This window comes from Streptomyces sp. NPDC050738 (genome assembly GCF_040654175.1).
Taxonomy (GTDB): domain Bacteria; phylum Actinomycetota; class Actinomycetes; order Streptomycetales; family Streptomycetaceae; genus Streptomyces.
Genome location: NZ_JBFAHN010000018.1, coordinates 12,427 through 27,720, shown reverse-complemented (window position 1 = coordinate 27,720; position 15,294 = coordinate 12,427). Strand labels below are relative to the sequence as shown.

Sequence of the window (15,294 nt, the reverse complement as noted above, 5' to 3'; positions counted from 1 at the left end):
TCTTCCCGATGCATACGCACAAGAGACACCCCTCCCGCCGCCGTGTCATCGGCGCGGGCGCACTGGGCGTCGCCGCGACCGGAGCGGCCGTCGTCACCGGCTCCGGTCTGCTCTCCTCGGCGTCCGCCGCCACGTTCGGGTTCACGGACGACGGCAGCAACTATGTGATCGACACGGGCGCGAGCCTCGTCTTCAAGGTCGGCAAGTCGACCGGCGATCTGACGTCGCTGGTCCACAAGTCGACCGAGTACGAGGGGTACGGCGGCAAGCACTCGCACGTCGAGTCCGGTCTCGGCGCCTCCACCGTCACCATCGCCCAGTCGGGGACGACGATCCTGGTGACCGTCGTGCACGGCACGCTGAAGCACTACTACGCGGCGCGGAGCGGCCAGAACAACGTCTACATGTGGACGAACAAAGCGGACGCCTCCTTCACCGCCACCCGCTACATCGCCCGGATCAAGGCCGGCATCTTCCCCAACACCGGTGCCGATTCCTGGATCGAGGCCTCGGACACGATCATCGAGGCGGGCGACGTCTGGGTGAGGTCGGGCGGCCAGACGCACTCCAAGCACTACTCGGGCGTGCGGGTGATGGACTACGACTACGTCGGGTTCACCACCGGATCGACCGGCCTGTGGATGGTCCGCTCCAACCACGAGAAGGCGTCCGGCGGCCCCTTCTACCGCTCGCTGCTCCGTCACTCCAACGACGGCGGCGTGGGCCTGTACGAGATCCTGCACTACAACCAGAGCCAGACCGAGGCCGAGCGGTTCGGTCTGCAGGGGCCCTACATCCTGGGCTTCACCGACGGCGGCGCGCCCGCCGCCTCGCTCTTCGCCAGGAACCGCGACACCTCGTGGGTGGACGGCCTGGGCATCGCGGGCTGGGTCGGTGCGGGCGGGCGCGGGAAGGTGGCCGGCGTCGGGATCTCGGGGCGCGACACCTCGTACGCGTACACGGTGGGCTTCGCGAACGCCGATGCGCAGTACTGGGCGTCCGCCGCCGCGTCGACGGGCGCCTTCTCCTGCCCCGGAATGCTCCCGGGAACGTACACGATGACCGTGTACAAGGGTGAACTCGGCGTCCACAGCGACACGGTGACGGTGACGGCGGGCGGCACGACCGCGCTGCACACGCTGGCCGTCGCGTCCGATCCCAGCAGCGCGAGCACGATCTGGCGGATCGGGAACTGGGACGGCACACCGGGTGAGTTCAAGAACGCCGAGCTCATGACGTACGCGCATCCGTCCGACACCAGGGCCGCCGCCTGGACGGGCAATGTCGTCATCGGCAGCGGGAACGAGGCCGCCGCCTTTCCCTGCTACCTCTGGAAGGACGTCAACGACGGCATCCTGGTCTACTTCAAGCTGACCGCCGCCCAGGCTGCGGCCGCGCACGCGGTACGAATCGGGGTGACGACCGCGTACATCAACGGCCGTCCGCAGATCACGGTCAACGACTGGGTGTCGCCGATTCCCTCGCCGCCCGCGCAGCCTGCGACCCGTTCGCTGACGACGGGGTCGTACCGGGGGAACAACCACACCTTCGTCTACACCGTGCCCGCGACGGCGTGGAAGACGGACACCGGCGCCTACAACGTGCTGAAGATCAGCGTGGTGAGCGGTTCGACGGGGTCGGGCTTCCTGAGTCCCGGCACCGCCTTCGACACGGTCGAGCTGCTGGCGTGAGGTGAGGGACGCGAGTTGGCCCCCGCCGGATCCGGCGGGGGCCAACTCGCGTGCAAAGTACGTTAGTTCATCGTCGCACCGATGGTGGTGGATCCCGTGGTGAGGAAGGTGGTCGCGGGGAGCGCACCGCTGCTGCTCCGGGCGCCGTACGCCGTGGTGGCGCTGGTCGAGACGAAGGCGGGAGTCGCGATCCCGGTGTCCCAGTTGTTGGCGGCCGAGACCGTCGAGGAGCCGAGCTGCGCCTTGCCGGTGCCGTTGGAGACGGCGAGGTTGCGGGCCAGGCGCGCCTTGGAGGTGGCGAAGTAGAACCCGTCGTCGGTATTGGCGTAGGCGGTGTTGCGGTTGAGGATGATCGCGCCCGGGTTGCTGTTCTCGGTGAAGCCGTGGAGCGTGTTGTCCCAGGCGGCGTTGTTGTTGACGGCGTGCGCCGCGCTGGCGCCGCCTCCGCCGAGCTTGAAGCCGTTGCCGTTGCCCTCGAAGGCGGTGTCGGACCAGCGGTTCCTGCCGTTGCCGAACGACCAGTTGTGCTCGATGGTGACGGGGCTGGCCCACTGCCACAGGTCCATGCCGTCGTCAGAGTTGTTGTAGAGGCGGGCGCCGGTGACCTTGTTCCCGGTGCCCGAGCCGAACTTGATGGCGAGCCCGTCGGCGTTCTGGCCGTGGGTCGCCGCGTCGTAGTTGCCGTAACTGTCCAGGTTCTGGACCAGGTTGTCCGTCGTGCCGTCGCCGCGCAGGGTGAATCCCGAGTCGCCGTTGTTCGCGGTGACGAGGTTCTTGAAGATGCCTCCGACGGAGGAGGTGGCGACGAAGCCCTGTGCGGGCGAGCTCTGGAAGGTGAGATTCTGCACGGTCCAGTGGTCGCCGTAGATTCCGGCCAGCCAGGATCCGGCGGGCAGCTTGGAGCCGTCGATCTTCACCTTCTCGCTGCCGTACGCGGCGAGGGTGATGCGGGCGGCGGACGTGCCGTCGGCGGTCGACTTCAGGGTGGCGGTCGGGTAGTACGTACCGGCGCGCACCTGGATGGTGGTTCCGGCCGTCGCGCTCGCGACCGCGCTCTGCAGCGCCGCTGTCGTCGAGACGACCACGGTGGAGCCGGCCGCACCGGCGTCCTTGGGCGCGAGCCCCAGCCAGGCACCGCCTGCGCCGGCCGCGACGGCGACAGCGGCGGCGATGGAGAGCGTGCGGGTCCTGCGATGGCGTCCGGTCGTGCTGCTCACAGCAGCCGTTCCTTTCCTCGGCGATGCTTACGGGCGGTAGTCGCCGCCCCGCCGCGAAAAGGTTGCCGCCGGTTCGCTGTGCCGCGTACGAGGGGAGGCCGCGGGTACCCGGCCCGTATGGCGAAGTCACATGTTCCAGCGCAGAACGGCACGCTCGGCGGACTGGGCCCGACGGCCCCGGATTCGCCGACGAAGCTTCCGATGCGGGCCTGGGGTGCCGTACTGCGGGGCAGCGTGCGGGAGTTCAAGGCCGATGAGCTGAGCGACCGCGCGGCGGCACTCACGTACTACGGAATGCTGTCGCTGTTCCCGGCGCTGCTGGTCCTGGTCTCGGTCCTGGGCCTCGCCGGCAGGTCGGCCACGGACACGGTGCTGGAACACCTCACGAAGCTCACCCCCGGATCGGCCAGGACCATCATCACCCAGGCCGTCGAGCAGCTGCAGAACAGCAGCGGCCTCGGCTCGGTCATGGTCGTCGTCGGCCTCGTCCTGGCGGTGTGGTCGGCGTCCGGATATGTCGCGGCGTTCATCCGGGCCGCGAACGCCGTCTACGACATGCCCGAAGGCCGACCCATGTGGAAGACCTTGCCCGTACGGGTCGGGCTGACGGTCGTACTGATGATCCTCGCGGTGGTCAGCGCCCTGATCGTGGTCTTCACCGGCGGTCTGGCCAGGGAGGCGGGCGCCGCGCTCGGCATCGGGGACAGCGCCCTGCTGGTGTGGTCGATCGCCAAGTGGCCCGTACTGGTCGTGCTGGTCACCGTCATGATCGGACTGCTGTACTGGGCGAGCCCGAACGCGAAGGTGCGGGGCCTCCGGTGGATCGCCCCGGGCAGCCTGCTGGCGCTGCTGATCTGGCTGGCCGCCTCGGGAGGCTTCGCGGTCTACGTCGCCGGATTCGCCTCGTACAACAAGACCTACGGAACGATGGCCGGCGTCATCGTCTTCCTGGTGTGGCTGTGGATCAGCAATCTGGCGATCCTTCTGGGGCTCGAATTCGACGCGGAGACCGCCCGGCAGCGGGCGATCGCCGGCGGGCTGCCTGCCGACGCGGAGCTGTACGTCGAGCCGCGCGACACGAGGAAATGGGACGAGGAGGACCGGCGCAGGCTAGGGGAGGTCGAAGAGAGTTAGGCCGTCTCTCCCGGATGTTCGGCTGCTGCTCGGAGCGTGGTTCCGGCCGAGCCCTGGCACGATTCCGGACGCCGAAGTCTGGTGCTCCCTCGTGAACAGCCAGTCCTCCATGCGGTCCAGCCCGTACAGCAGCACGGCCATTCCCGGCAGCAGCAGAAACGCGACGACGATCATGATCCCGGGGCCCTCCGCAGCGAACAGCACCACACGACACGCCCCGGGTGCCCCTCACCGCCGCAGGCACCGGCGGGGCTTGTGAAGGTCGCGTGAACAGGTTGTTCTCGGATGTTCCGCCCTGAAACGGCCGATCGGGGGTACCCGCGCCGGACGGACACGGAGACAGGAGGTGATCGTCGTGGACACGGAGCCGGTGAACGCACCCGTGAGCGAACTGGTGCAGCGGGCCTCGCAACAGCTGACGGAACTGGTGCGCGGTGAACTCAGGCTCGCGCAGGCGGAGATGAAGTCCAAGGGCAGGCGGTACGGCAAGGGCGGCGGAATGTTCGGCGGTGCGGGACTCGCCGGGTTCCTGGCCGCCCAGGCCGCGGTGGCCACCGCCGTCGCGGCGCTGGCGGTGGCCCTTCCCGTATGGGCGGGCGCACTGATCATGACCGCGGTACTGGCGGCGATCGCCACGGTACTGGCGCTGACCGGCAAGAAGCAGGTGACCCGGGCCGCCCCGCCCACCCCCGCGGAGACCGTCGAGAACGTGAAGGCCGATGTGGCCGAGATCAAGAGGAGTGCGCACCGATGACCGAACGACACCACGACCAGCAGGAACTGCGCGAGCAGATCGAGCACACCCGCGAGGACCTCGGGCGGACGGTGCAGGCGCTGGCCGCCAAGGCCGACGTCAAGGCGCGCGCCCAGGAGAAGGCCACCGAGGTCACCCGGCAGGCGGCAGCCAAGGCCGGGGAGCTCAGGACCATGGCCGCCGATGTGGCGCACCAGGTCCAGGACAAGCTGCCCGAACCGGTGAAGGAGACGGCGGTCAGGGCCGCACGGCAGACCCGCGGCAACCGCACTGTGGTGCTGGCGGCCGCCGCGGGGACGACTGTCGTGGTGCTGCTGGTGGTACGGCGCCGCCGCAGGCGGAGTTGACCCACCGGTTGGCAGGCTGCCGGCTGCTGGTTGCCGGTTGCCGAGTACCGGTTACTGCTGCCCGGCCCACCTCTTCACGGTCGCCTCGGCGGCCGCCCGGTCCGCGGGCGTCAGCTTGGAGATCAGGGCGCCGTGGTTGGAGCCCGGGGCCTCGTACAGCCGTGAGTCGTGCTTGCTCGGCTTGAAGCGCTCGGCGCTCCACGGGTCGTTCTGGCCGTAGATGAACATCATCCGTTCGCCGCGGGTGGAGACCCAGCGGTCGGTGGAGGAGATCGCCTGCCCGTCGTACGAGGTACGCATGGAGGCGGGCAGGACCGAGTTGGGCTGGTAGATGTCCGGGTAGTGACGGACATCCTTGAGGTGCTTGAACTTCAGGTCCGCCCAGCCGAGTTGGGCGGCTGCCTGGCGGTAGTACGGGCCGGTTCCCTCGGCGCCGTTGCCCTGGTCGGAGTAGATCGACAGGCCGTGGCCGAGCGACCAGGTGTAGAGCTCGTCGTCGGTGGCGGTCGCGGCGTCGGGGATGGTGGGACAGTTGGCGGCCGATCCGCTCTGCCAGAAGTTCCAGACCTGGTCGAGTACGGAGAACTCGAAGGCCCGGTCGGCGGATCCGAGGTACTGGAAGGTGAGGCCCTGCTCCGCGGACGTGGCCTCGAAGCGCTGGAGCATGGCCGGGCGGCGTACGAGCATCTCGCGCTGCACGGCGTCGAGCGCGTCGCGGCACTCCTGGGTGCCGACCGTCTTGAAGAACTTCTCGTATCCGCTGTCGTCCTTGTTGTTCGCGTCGTTCGGCGCGACGTAGGCGACGACGGCGTCGAGGTCGTGCGGGTAGTAACGCTCGTGGTAGACCTGCGTCATCCCACCCTTGCTGGCGCCGGTGCCGAGCCATTTGCCAGTGTAGATGCTCTTCAGGGCCTGGACGATGGCGTGTTCGTCGCTCGCCTCCTGCCAGACGGTGAGGTCCTTCCAGTCGACGGCGGCGGGCCGGGACTCCGCGAAGAAGCGGTGCTCGACACTGACCTGGTTGGAGTCGAGCAGGGTGGTGATCTCGCGGGTGGAGGTCGCGAGGGTGTAGCCGCCCGTGTAGAGGACCATCGGCTTGGCTGCGGCCTTGTGCCAGAGCGTGAACCGCTGCTGGAAGGTGCCCTTGCCCGGGTGTCTGTGGTCGATGGGCTGGGTCAACGTGAGCGTGTAGTACGGGAATCCGCCCTTGTCGGCGACGGAGACGACGCTGAGCCCGGGTATCAGCGCCAGCTGCTCACTGATGTCGTCACTGGCGGAGTACGCGCTTACTGCGGACGCGGGAGAGGCGCCGGTGAGAACCGCGGTCCCCGATATCAGTGCCGCGCACATCAGTGCGGGCAGGGCCTTGCTGCGCATGCGATGTCCCCTCATCCGGAAGCGATGGAGTAGCTGCGCCGCATGGTATGCGCTTTCTGTTTCGCTGTGATCGCTTCCGGCAGAAGGGAGTTGGGCCGCACGGCTCACCCCGCACGAAGCCACTCCTCCAGAGCGCCGAAGTCCGCACCGGTGAGCCCGAGGGCGGGGTCGACGCGGTGGAGCAGCGCCCGTACGGGGTGATACGCGGCGACCCAGGCACGATCGGCGCCGGTGATCTCGTCGTCGACCCAGACGAAGGGGCGCCCGCCGGCCCGGGCGACGAGCGTCCGCGTCTTCCAGTGGAGCCCGCCGGGCACGCCGTGCGTGTCGTCGTCCGACGGATCGGGCCAGTCCACGACGGGCAGGGACGGCAGCCCGAGCCGCGGGGCGATGCACTCGTTCGCCTCGGACATCCAGGTGGTGGCCCACACCAGTTCGCAGGGGAGCGCCGCGAGCCGGGCGCCGAGCCGGGGATCGAGCCGCGACAGCAGCGGATTGCCGTCCCGGTCGGGGTGCTCGTACACCGGGTAGCCGTCCGGGAGTTGCTGCGGTGTCGCCCCGAACGGGATGAGCGGTCCGTCGACGTCGAGGAAGAGCAGCGGCAGCGGAAGCGGCAGCGGAAGCGGCAGCGGCGAAGGTCCGGTCACCGCCGCACGATATCCGCTCCGCCGCCCGCGGGCTCGGGGCCCGGCGGGCGGCGGCGTGGTGCGGGGGTTCTACTGGACGAAGTACGTCGGGTTCGGGAACTTGAACGTCTTGTCCGCGTAGCCGCCCTGGAGGTCGGAGAACTGGTCCCCGAAGTTGGCGACGATGTTGTAGCCCTCGGACTCGATGTGCTTACGGGTCCCCGACTTGTACTGCACGGTGGTGCAGGTCCAGGCCGTGGCCGTCGCGCAGTCGCTCAGGTACGCCGGCGGGTTGGCCGCGTCCTTCAGGAAGATGTGGTCGGCGTCGAGGTTGACGTCGATCCCGACCTTCTTCAGGTTCGCGACCGCGTCGGCCCGCTGCGACTCCTTGAGGCCGGAGTTGTAGAAGACCGTCACGCCCTTCTCGGTGGCGTAGTCGATCAGTTCCGGCGTGCCGAACACGGCCGGGCGGTCCGCCTGGGCAACGTACGCCGCCCATGTGGCGCTGTTGTACGTGTAGTTGGTCTTGATCTCGTAGTCGAGGCTGAGCAGCAGCGTGTCGTCGATGTCGAAGACGACCGCCGGCTTCTTGCCCTTTCCGCCGTGCCGGGCCGCGTCGGCGATCGTGCGCTTGGCCTTGGCCTCGACGCGTGCGAGGTCCTTCGCGTACGCGCTGCTCGACGAGGCCTGCCACACACCGGCGCTGTCCTTGGCGGCACCGTAGTACTGGGAGATCTCGGTGACGAGCGAGCCGATGTTGTGGGGCTCCGCGGTGTGTTCGGACTGGGCGCTGCCGGCGCCGGCCGTGCCGACTCCGTACAGGACCGTTCCGGCGACGGCGCAGGCGGTGGCGGTGGCGAGCCCCGCCACTCTCAGGGATATACGCATGGAGGGATGACTCCGCTTCTGGTCTTCCGACCGGGGAGGGATCGCAGGTGACTGGATATCTACGCGCATCACATCAACCGCACAAGCCTCTTTGCCCATCCGTTGTACGACTCACAGGCCCGCCCCCGGCCGGTACCGCGCCAGGCGTTCCTCCAGGAGGGCCCGCCGCTCCGGCCACTCCTGCGCGATGATCGAGTACATCGCGGAGTCGCGGAGCAGGCCCTCCTCGCCCGGGGCGGATGACGGCGCCCAGTTGCGCAGCACGCCCTCGAAGCGTGCGCCCACCTTCTCGATCGCGGCGCGCGAGCGGCTGTTGCGTGCGTCCGTGTGCAGATCGACGCGGCCCGCGCCCCAGTTCTCGAACGCGTGGCGGAACAGCAGGAGTTTGGACTCCACGTTCAGGCCGGTGCCCTGGGCCGACGTCGCGAGCCACGTGAAGCCGAGCTCCACCGCCCGCAGCCGGCCGGTCGTCGGCCACAGCCGCGGCTCCCAGAAGGCCGTGGTCCCCACGGCCCGCCCCGAGGCCCTGTCGATCTGTGCGTACGGTGCGAGCCTGCCCGCCGCCGCCCGCGCGAGCTGCGCGTCGATGTACGGCCCGATCGCCGCCGGATCGGGCACCAGGGTGAAGCCGTACGACGCCCGGTCCTCCCCCGCCGCCGCGGCCAGATCCGGTGCGTGGCGGTGGTCGAGCGGTTCGAGGCGTACGCGATCGCCTTCGAGCGGCGGCCCGTTGAGCGCGAAGTCCGTCACCGGTGACTCAGCACGTTGATCACACGTCCGTTGGGATCCCGGACGAAGAAGCGGCGCACGCCCCACTCCTCGTCCTGCAGCGGATGCACGATCTCCGCGCCCGCGGCCACCATGGCCGCGTGCGCCGCGTCCACGTCGTCCACCTGCACGCTCAGGTCGGGTGCGACCGGCGCTGTCCTGTCATCGGTCATGAGGCTGATCTGCGCCGCCGGCTGGGACGGGGAGGCGAGCGTCATGATCCACCCGTGGTTCATGACCTCCTCGAAGCCGAGCAGGCCGTAGAAGCCCCTGCTCTCCTCCATGGCCTCCGCCTCCTGCCGGATCTGGATATTCGGTACCACGCGGCCCACTGCCATCGCCAACTCCCTTCGGGTTCGGTGTCATTCTGTCGTCCCCAGCCCCTCGACGAAGTCGACGATCCGGGCGCACAGCGTGTCGGGCTGTTCCAGATGCAGGTCGTGTCCGGCCCCCGGGACGCTCACGCCCACCGTGGCCGGGCGGCGCAGGAACATCTCGTCGACCTCCGCCGGCGGGATGAATCCGGACTGCGCCAGGACCACCAGGACCGGACTGGTCACCCGTTCCCACTCGTCCCAGAACGCGCGCCGGCCGAGCTCCGCCAGGGAGCCGACCATGATGTCGGTGTCGAACCGCGGCCACCAGCCGCCGTCGCGCTCCTCCAGACCGGCCGCCCAGCCTTCGCCCACCGGCCCCCCGCCCAGGAACCGTGCGGCGCTCTCCCTGGTCGCGAACGGCGTGGGCCACGAGTCGAGCCACCCGCCGACCTCGGCGCCCACATCCGGGCTCGGCCCTCCCGCACCCGCCTCGACGAGTACGAGCCCGCGGACCCGCCCGGGATGCGCGGCGGCGGTGAGCATGGCCGTATGACCGCCGAGCGACTGGCCCACCAGGACGGCCGGTTCGAGCTCCAGCGCATCGAGTACGGCGAGAACATCGGCGACATGGGCGGCCCGCGACACATCGCCGGGCCGCCGCTCGCTGTCCCCGTGCCCGCGCAGGTCGACGGCGACGACGCGGTAGCGGGAGCTCAGCCGTCCCGCGATCCCGTCCCACTCCCCCGCACTCCCGGCGAGCCCGTGCAGCAGCACCAGCGGCTGCCCCGGGCCGCCCCGGTCACGGCAGACGAGACGCACCCCGTCACGGACAAGGCGATGCTCCGACCACGACGACATGCGGGCCCCCCCGGTGATGCGCTTCTGATCGTGCGGCGGACTTTACGTGAGCCGCTTTCCCAGGCGTGCCAGCGGGGAGGACGCCATGAACACCGGGGACAGCGCGAGAGCAACCGCGGTGAGCAGCAGTCCCGTACGCAGTCCCCACCTGCCCGCCAGCCAGCCGCCGAGCAGCGACCCGAGCGGGGTCAGCCCCATGCCGGCGAAGTTGATGGTGGCGACCACCCGGCCCTGGATCCCGACCGGGGTGATCGCCTGCCGGACGGTCGTGACGGTGATGTCGACGAGCTGGCTGAAGACGCCGAAGGCGAAGTTGACCGCCATGAGCAGCGCGACGGTGGTGGCGGAGGGGCCGTGCAGGGCGGGAACGCACAGCATCGCCCCGTCCGCGAGCACCGCCGAGGTGACCATCACGGTCCCGTACCCGAATCGTTCCGGCAGGCGGGAGGCGAGCAGCGATCCCAGCAACGCGCCCGGGCCCATGGCCGCGAGGACCAGTCCGACGGCAGCCCCCGACAGCTGGAGCGTGCGGGGCAGGAAGAGCAGATAGACGGTCATCAGGGCGGCGAAGGAGAACTGAAAGATGCCGCTCGCGATGGCGACGGACCTCAACGATGCGTTGTGGAAGACCAGTTGAAACCCTTCCCGCATCTGCCGTCCCAGGCGCGGGGACCGCCCGGCATGCTGCGCTACGGAATCGGCACCGCGCATCCCCCGGAGCGACAGCGCGGACACGAGGAAGAAGAACCCGCTCGCGGCGGCGGCGAGCGGCGCCGAGAGAAGCGACACCATCGCGCCGCCCAGCGCCGGACCGCCGATCTGCGCCGCCGACCTGCTGCCTTCGAGCGCGCTGTTGCCCCGCGCCAGCTGATCGCGCCGCACCAGCCGTACGAGGGAAGCCTGATAGCCCACGTCGAAGCAGACGGAGAGAGCCCCGACGAGAAAGCCGACGGCGAGCAGCACCGGCATGCCCAGCACGCCGAGAAGCGCCGCGACCGAGATCGCGGCGAGCCCCAGAGCCCGCCCGAAGTCCGCCAGGACCATCACGCCGCGGCTGCGCCACCGGTCCACCCACACGCCGACGAGGAGCGAGAAGAGCAGGATCGGCACCTGCTGTACGGCGCGCAGGGCGCCGAGTTGGACGGCGTCGGCATGGAGCGACACCACGGCGAGCAGCGGCAGCACGACCTGGCTGCTCTGGGCGCCGAACTGCGAGGCGGTCTGCCCCGCCCAGAGCCGACGGAAGGCGGGGTCGCGCATGAGGACGGTACGAGGCACGGCAGGTCCTTGAGTCACTGAGGACAGAGCCCGGATACCGGGCGGAGAAAAGGATCGCTGTGCCGCGGATCGGTGGCGGCACGCGATGACGGGCCGAATCCGGCCTACGACGTCAGCGCGTGCCCGGGCGACCGGGCATCTCGACTCTCCACTCCTCATGACTCACGAAGAACTTGAAGGCTAGCCACGCTCCGCACGGAGCGACAGCCATTAATCAGCTGCGCCCGAACCAGATCTCCTCCAGATCGAATGCGGCGTTCTCCGTACGGCGGACGCGGAAGACGGAGACTTGGCGGTCGACGGCGTGGTGGCCGGTGGCCACCCCCCATATGGCCAGGGTGCCGAGAGCGGACCAGTCACGGTCGCGCGGCTCCTCGTCGAGATCGAACTCGGCCGCAGCCGCCGCTTCACGGCCGATCCCCAGGGCGCGGAGCACCGCCTCCGGGTCGCCCACATAGTCCCAGTCGTCGTCGCAGTCCCAGCCGAAGACGTTCATCTCCTCACCGCCCGGCAGAACCACCAGGTCCTGAAGGTAGGAGTTCCCGTAGTCCACCTCCACCGACCCGGCGATCCGTGCCTCCGGGTGCAGTTGACGCTGTCTCAGCACCTCGGTGTCCATCGGGTCGGCGAGGAGGTCCCCGACCAGTGCGGGGTCGAGGACATGCACGACATTGCCCCAGCAGCCGACGGCGACCAGTTCGAGATCGGCCCGTACCGCGGTGCTCGACACGTCCCCCACCTCCGGGCGGTCGGGCAGCTCCTCCAGCACCTCCGCGACGGTCCCCAGAGCCTCGACGACCGCCCGGGCCCGGACCGGATCGTGCGGGGCGAAATACGGATCGCTCAGCGCGCCCGGCTCGGGAAAGGGAGGAAAGCGCAGGGTGAGCTCGGCAGTGCCCCACTTGGGCAGCACTTCGTCGTCCGCGCTCTCACCCGTCGCACCGCTCGTCTCATCGGTCATGCCCAGAGCCTAACTACGCCCACTGACAACGCACTTCACGGAGACCGGCACTCCGCACGTCTCACGTCAGGTCCGGGAGTCCGGCCGGGAAGACGATGGCGGAGTCGGGGACGTCGCGGTCCAGGCCGTGCCACGTCCCGGCGGGCAGCAGCCGTTCGGCGTGCAGGGCCGTGGCGACCAGTCGGGCCACCTCGATCGCGCCGTGCGCCTGGAAGTGGGTGTTGTCGGCAACGCCTGTGGGGTAGTTGGGGTTGGTGCCCGCGTCCGCGTAGAGGAAGCAGGCCTTGGTGTCCTCGGCGCCGAGCTTGTCCCAGAGGGCGAGGCTGAGGGCCTGGAGGTCGATCAGCGGGACGTGCTCCGCCGCCGCGAGGGCCCGCATCGCCGCCGGGTACTCGCCGTGCGACGCCTTCGCATGGCCGTCCGCGTCGAAGCGGCGGCGTTCGACGGGGGTGACGAGCACCGGGTGGGCGCCCCGGGCGCGGGCGCCGTCCAGGAAGGTGCGGAGGTAGGTCTGGTAGGTCGTGTACGGGTCGGTGCCCCGGGCCGGGTCGGTGATCTTCTCGTCGTTGTGGCCGAAGGAGACCAGGAGCCGGTCGCCTGGGCGGATGTCGCGCAGGACCGCGTCGAGGAGGCCGGAGTCCTCGTAGCTCTTGGTGCTCGCGCCGGACAGGGCCCGGTCGACGACCGTGACCCCGTGGCCGGCGAAGACGGGGAGTGCCTGGGCCCAGCCTGTGCGGGGTGCGGTGTCGGTGGCGTAGACCGAGGCGGTCGAGTCGCCGGTCGCGAAGATGCGGAACGGGCGGTGGGTGGTGGGGCCTGTCGTGCGGGGACGGGCGTAGGGCTGCCAGTCACCCAGATAGGTGGCCGTGGTGTGCGACTCGGCTTCGGTGGCGTTGAGTTGGGGGCGGTTGGCCGGGATCGCCGTGTCCGCGCCGGTGCCGATGTTCGCGTACTCCGTGAAGCGCATCGTCTGCCAGGGGTAGGCGTCGCGCATGTTGGTGTACGGCTCGGACGCTCGGATGCCCGGGCCCATCCAGGTGTCGCGCACCGTGAGCATGGGGTGGGCGGTCGTCTCGTACGACGGGACCCAGGGGCGGGCCAGGCAGTACTCCCCCGTACCCGCCGACGAGGTGATGCGGCAGCGGGTCGCCAGGAAGCCGCGGGGGTTGGCGCGGGCGGTCGAGGGGGCGAAGACCATGCCCTTGGGGGTGAAGTCGACGTCCCTGGCGAGGGTGTGGAACTGCGTCGACTCGAAGACCGCCGTCGCGCGGCCGAAGACGAAGTCGACGTCGCCCTCGATGTGGCAGTCGCGGTAGTAGTGGCGGTCGAAGGTGGTGAGGGCCGTGGTGTCCGCGAAGAGTGTGTCCTGGTGGGCGAGGAGGCGGCAGTGGTCGAAGAAGGTGCGGTCGCCCGTGGCGTAGACGGCCACCGCCTGGGTGCCGGTGATCTCCGGGTGGTCCGCGCGCAGCCAGTCGTTGGCGATCGTCAGGTCGCGGACGGTGAGGCCGGCGGCCGTCGACGTGAAGGTGGCCGAGCCCGCCGTTCCGTAGGTGGTGCCGTCGGGTCTGGGCGTTCCGTTGGCGTTGTCGTACACGATCACGGTGGAGTGCGGGTCGCCCGTCTCGCCGCGCAGGGTGAGGTTGGTGGCCGTCGCGGGGACGGTCACCGTTTCGCGGTACGTGCCGGGGGCGACGACGATCGTCCAGCCGTCGCCTCGCACCGCGTCGACCGCCGCCTGGACGGATCGGCCGGGGCGGACGTACAGGGTGCGGCGCGAAGAGGCGAGCGCTGGAGTGCCGGTGACGGCCAGCGCGGCGCCTGTCGCCAGTGCGGTGAGGAGCGTGCGGCGGCGCATCTCAGCATCCCTTCCAGGGGGTCCAGTCACCCAGATAGGTGGAGCGGGTGTGCAACTCGGCTTCTGTGGGTGTGAGTTGGGGGCGCGAGGACGGGTCGGCGGTTCTCGCGCCCGGGCCCGTGTCGCGGTATTCGGCGAAGCGCTGGGACTGCCAGGGGTAGGCGTCCGACATGTTCGTGTACGGCGCTGCGGCATCGATGCCCGCGCCCATCCGGGTCTCGCGGACCGTCAGCATGGGGCGCGCCGTGGTGTCCGAGCTCGGCACCCAGGGGCGGGCCAGTTTGTAGTGCGCGTCCGGGGCGCCGCTGGTGACCAGGGAGTCGTGGACCAGGTAGCCGTGCGGGTTGGCGACTGCGGTGGAGGGCGCGAAGACGAAGCCGTAGGGGGCGGCGGCCAGGTCGGTGCGGTCCAGGGTGTGGAAGTGGCAGTGGTCGTAGACGGCGGTGGCGCGGCCGAAGACGAAGTCGACGTCGCCCTCGACGTAGCAGTCGGCGAAGTACTGGCGGGCGAAGAGGGCGAGGCCCATCGTGTCGGCGTAGAGCGTGTCCTGGTGGCCCAGGAAGCGGCAGGCGTGGAAGGCCGAGCGGTCGCCCTGGACCTTGAGGGCGACGGCCTGGGTGCCGGTGATCTCCGGGTGGTCCGCGCGCAGCCAGTCGTTGGCGAAGGTGAGCGAGCGGGCGGTGAAGCCGGCGGCCTGGACGGTGACGGTGGCGGAGCCTGTGGTTCCGTACGTACCGCCGGTGGGCTTGGGGGTGCCGGCCGCGTTGTCGTACACGATGACGGTGGAGCGCGGGTCGGTGGCCGCACCGAGCAGGGTCAGGCCGGTCGCCGCGGCCGGGACGAGGACGGTCTCGCGGTAGGTCGCGGGGGCGAGGACGATCGTCCAGCCGTCGCCGGGTACGGCGGTGACCGCCGCCTGGACGGTGGTGTGGTCGCCGCGGCCGTGCGCGTCGACGTACAGGGTCCGGGTATTGAGGCGGCGGGACGGTGATCCGTACCGGCCGAAGGGAGTGCGGCCGGCAGCCTCTGCTTCGGGGGCGCGGCCCAGGCCGAAGCCGAAGGTGAAGGCGGTGGCTCCGGCCAGGAGGAGGGAGCGGCGGGCGGGGTGCGGTGCCTGGGGGTGGTGCGAGGGCATGGTGATGCTCCTTCGCTGTGGCGCGTGCGGGGTGAGGTGCGGGCCGGAGCGGGGGTTTCGGGGGCGCTGCCCCCGGTCCCCCGCTCCT

At 70.1% G+C, this 15,294-nt stretch carries 16 protein-coding genes and 1 pseudogene; 4 read left to right on the top strand and 13 right to left on the bottom strand.

Annotation, left to right across the window (positions count from 1 at the left end; genetic code table 11):
- Window positions 1–8 precede the first annotated feature (8 nt).
- Window positions 9–1,691 (top strand): rhamnogalacturonan lyase B N-terminal domain-containing protein, encoded by a 1,683-nt coding sequence (locus tag AB0H78_RS32710; protein ID WP_363238354.1) that lies wholly within the window; start codon window positions 9–11, stop codon window positions 1,689–1,691.
- Between the two features lie 62 nt (window positions 1,692–1,753).
- Here AB0H78_RS32710 and AB0H78_RS32705 read toward each other — a convergent pair whose 3' ends face one another.
- Entirely contained in the window at window positions 1,754–2,908 is a 1,155-nt protein-coding gene (locus AB0H78_RS32705; protein WP_363238353.1) for a right-handed parallel beta-helix repeat-containing protein, read from the bottom strand.
- Window positions 2,909–3,025: 117 nt separating this feature from the next.
- Between AB0H78_RS32705 and AB0H78_RS32700 the strand changes: the two genes are divergently transcribed.
- A complete protein-coding gene (locus AB0H78_RS32700) occupies window positions 3,026–4,042 on the top strand; it encodes a YihY/virulence factor BrkB family protein (RefSeq protein WP_363238352.1) in 1,017 nt (338 codons plus the stop codon).
- Here AB0H78_RS32700 and AB0H78_RS32695 read toward each other — a convergent pair.
- Window positions 4,019–4,249, bottom strand: coding sequence for a hypothetical protein (locus tag AB0H78_RS32695; RefSeq protein WP_363238351.1), 231 nt, complete (start codon window positions 4,247–4,249; stop codon window positions 4,019–4,021). The two genes, AB0H78_RS32700 and AB0H78_RS32695, sit on opposite strands and share 24 nt — an antisense overlap.
- 175 nt (window positions 4,250–4,424) lie before the next feature.
- Here AB0H78_RS32695 and AB0H78_RS32690 point away from each other — a divergent pair, with 175 nt between their 5' ends.
- Window positions 4,425–4,796 carry a phage holin family protein gene (locus AB0H78_RS32690; RefSeq protein ID WP_363238491.1) on the top strand — a complete coding sequence of 124 codons (372 nt, stop codon included), beginning with the start codon at window positions 4,425–4,427 and terminating at the stop codon, window positions 4,794–4,796.
- A complete protein-coding gene (locus AB0H78_RS32685) occupies window positions 4,793–5,143 on the top strand; it encodes a DUF3618 domain-containing protein (RefSeq protein ID WP_363238350.1) in 351 nt (116 codons plus the stop codon). Before AB0H78_RS32690 ends, AB0H78_RS32685 begins: the two co-directional genes overlap by 4 nt.
- Before the next feature lie 51 nt (window positions 5,144–5,194).
- On the opposite strand, the gene AB0H78_RS32680 is transcribed toward AB0H78_RS32685, so the two are convergent.
- The 11 genes and pseudogenes from AB0H78_RS32680 to AB0H78_RS32630 all read right to left on the bottom strand — a co-directional run bounded on the left by AB0H78_RS32680 (window position 5,195) and on the right by AB0H78_RS32630 (window position 15,206).
- Complete coding sequence (locus AB0H78_RS32680; RefSeq protein ID WP_363238349.1) at window positions 5,195–6,520, bottom strand: S28 family serine protease; 1,326 nt, start codon at window positions 6,518–6,520, stop codon at window positions 5,195–5,197.
- Between the two features lie 104 nt (window positions 6,521–6,624).
- A complete protein-coding gene (locus tag AB0H78_RS32675; protein WP_363238348.1) occupies window positions 6,625–7,167 on the bottom strand; it encodes an HAD domain-containing protein in 543 nt (180 codons plus the stop codon).
- Window positions 7,168–7,236: 69 nt separating this feature from the next.
- The gene (locus AB0H78_RS32670; RefSeq protein WP_363238347.1) at window positions 7,237–8,034 is read right to left on the bottom strand and encodes an HAD family acid phosphatase; all 798 of its coding nucleotides are present in this window, start codon (window positions 8,032–8,034) and stop codon (window positions 7,237–7,239) included.
- 111 nt (window positions 8,035–8,145) lie between these two features.
- Entirely contained in the window at window positions 8,146–8,784 is a 639-nt protein-coding gene (locus AB0H78_RS32665; protein WP_363238346.1) for a GNAT family protein, read from the bottom strand.
- Window positions 8,781–9,140 carry a VOC family protein gene (locus AB0H78_RS32660; RefSeq protein ID WP_363238345.1) on the bottom strand — a complete coding sequence of 120 codons (360 nt, stop codon included), beginning with the start codon at window positions 9,138–9,140 and terminating at the stop codon, window positions 8,781–8,783. Before AB0H78_RS32660 ends, AB0H78_RS32665 begins: the two co-directional genes overlap by 4 nt.
- A 24-nt stretch (window positions 9,141–9,164) precedes the next feature.
- The gene (locus tag AB0H78_RS32655) at window positions 9,165–9,977 is read right to left on the bottom strand and encodes an alpha/beta hydrolase (RefSeq protein ID WP_363238344.1); all 813 of its coding nucleotides are present in this window, start codon (window positions 9,975–9,977) and stop codon (window positions 9,165–9,167) included.
- 42 nt (window positions 9,978–10,019) lie between these two features.
- Window positions 10,020–11,237 (bottom strand): MFS transporter, encoded by a 1,218-nt coding sequence (locus AB0H78_RS32650; protein ID WP_363238490.1) that lies wholly within the window; start codon window positions 11,235–11,237, stop codon window positions 10,020–10,022.
- Window positions 11,238–11,469: 232 nt separating this feature from the next.
- Entirely contained in the window at window positions 11,470–12,216 is a 747-nt protein-coding gene (locus AB0H78_RS32645) for a DUF6333 family protein (protein ID WP_363238343.1), read from the bottom strand.
- 61 nt (window positions 12,217–12,277) lie between these two features.
- Window positions 12,278–13,006, bottom strand: coding sequence for a rhamnogalacturonan acetylesterase (locus AB0H78_RS32640; RefSeq protein WP_363238489.1), 729 nt, complete (start codon window positions 13,004–13,006; stop codon window positions 12,278–12,280).
- 42 nt (window positions 13,007–13,048) lie between these two features.
- Window positions 13,049–14,071 (bottom strand): annotated as a pseudogene (locus AB0H78_RS32635) (pectinesterase family protein); the annotation flags it as partial.
- Between the two features lies 1 nt (window position 14,072).
- The gene (locus AB0H78_RS32630) at window positions 14,073–15,206 is read right to left on the bottom strand and encodes a pectinesterase family protein (RefSeq protein WP_363238342.1); all 1,134 of its coding nucleotides are present in this window, start codon (window positions 15,204–15,206) and stop codon (window positions 14,073–14,075) included.
- Between the last annotated feature and the right edge of the window lie 88 nt (window positions 15,207–15,294).

Excerpts from the sequence above, each read along its gene's own strand:
- AB0H78_RS32710 (WP_363238354.1), top strand. The coding sequence starts at position 9 with ATGCATACGCACAAGAGACACCCCTCCCGCCGCCGTGTCATCGGCGCG.
- AB0H78_RS32700 (WP_363238352.1), top strand. The coding sequence starts at position 3,026 with ATGGCGAAGTCACATGTTCCAGCGCAGAACGGCACGCTCGGCGGACTG.
- AB0H78_RS32685 (WP_363238350.1), top strand. The coding sequence starts at position 4,793 with ATGACCGAACGACACCACGACCAGCAGGAACTGCGCGAGCAGATCGAG.
- AB0H78_RS32680 (WP_363238349.1), bottom strand. The coding sequence starts at position 6,520 with ATGCGCAGCAAGGCCCTGCCCGCACTGATGTGCGCGGCACTGATATCG.
- AB0H78_RS32670 (WP_363238347.1), bottom strand. The coding sequence starts at position 8,034 with ATGCGTATATCCCTGAGAGTGGCGGGGCTCGCCACCGCCACCGCCTGC.
- AB0H78_RS32660 (WP_363238345.1), bottom strand. The coding sequence starts at position 9,140 with ATGGCAGTGGGCCGCGTGGTACCGAATATCCAGATCCGGCAGGAGGCG.
- AB0H78_RS32655 (WP_363238344.1), bottom strand. The coding sequence starts at position 9,977 with ATGTCGTCGTGGTCGGAGCATCGCCTTGTCCGTGACGGGGTGCGTCTC.
- AB0H78_RS32650 (WP_363238490.1), bottom strand. The coding sequence starts at position 11,237 with ATGCGCGACCCCGCCTTCCGTCGGCTCTGGGCGGGGCAGACCGCCTCG.
- AB0H78_RS32645 (WP_363238343.1), bottom strand. The coding sequence starts at position 12,216 with ATGACCGATGAGACGAGCGGTGCGACGGGTGAGAGCGCGGACGACGAA.
- AB0H78_RS32630 (WP_363238342.1), bottom strand. The coding sequence starts at position 15,206 with ATGCCCTCGCACCACCCCCAGGCACCGCACCCCGCCCGCCGCTCCCTC.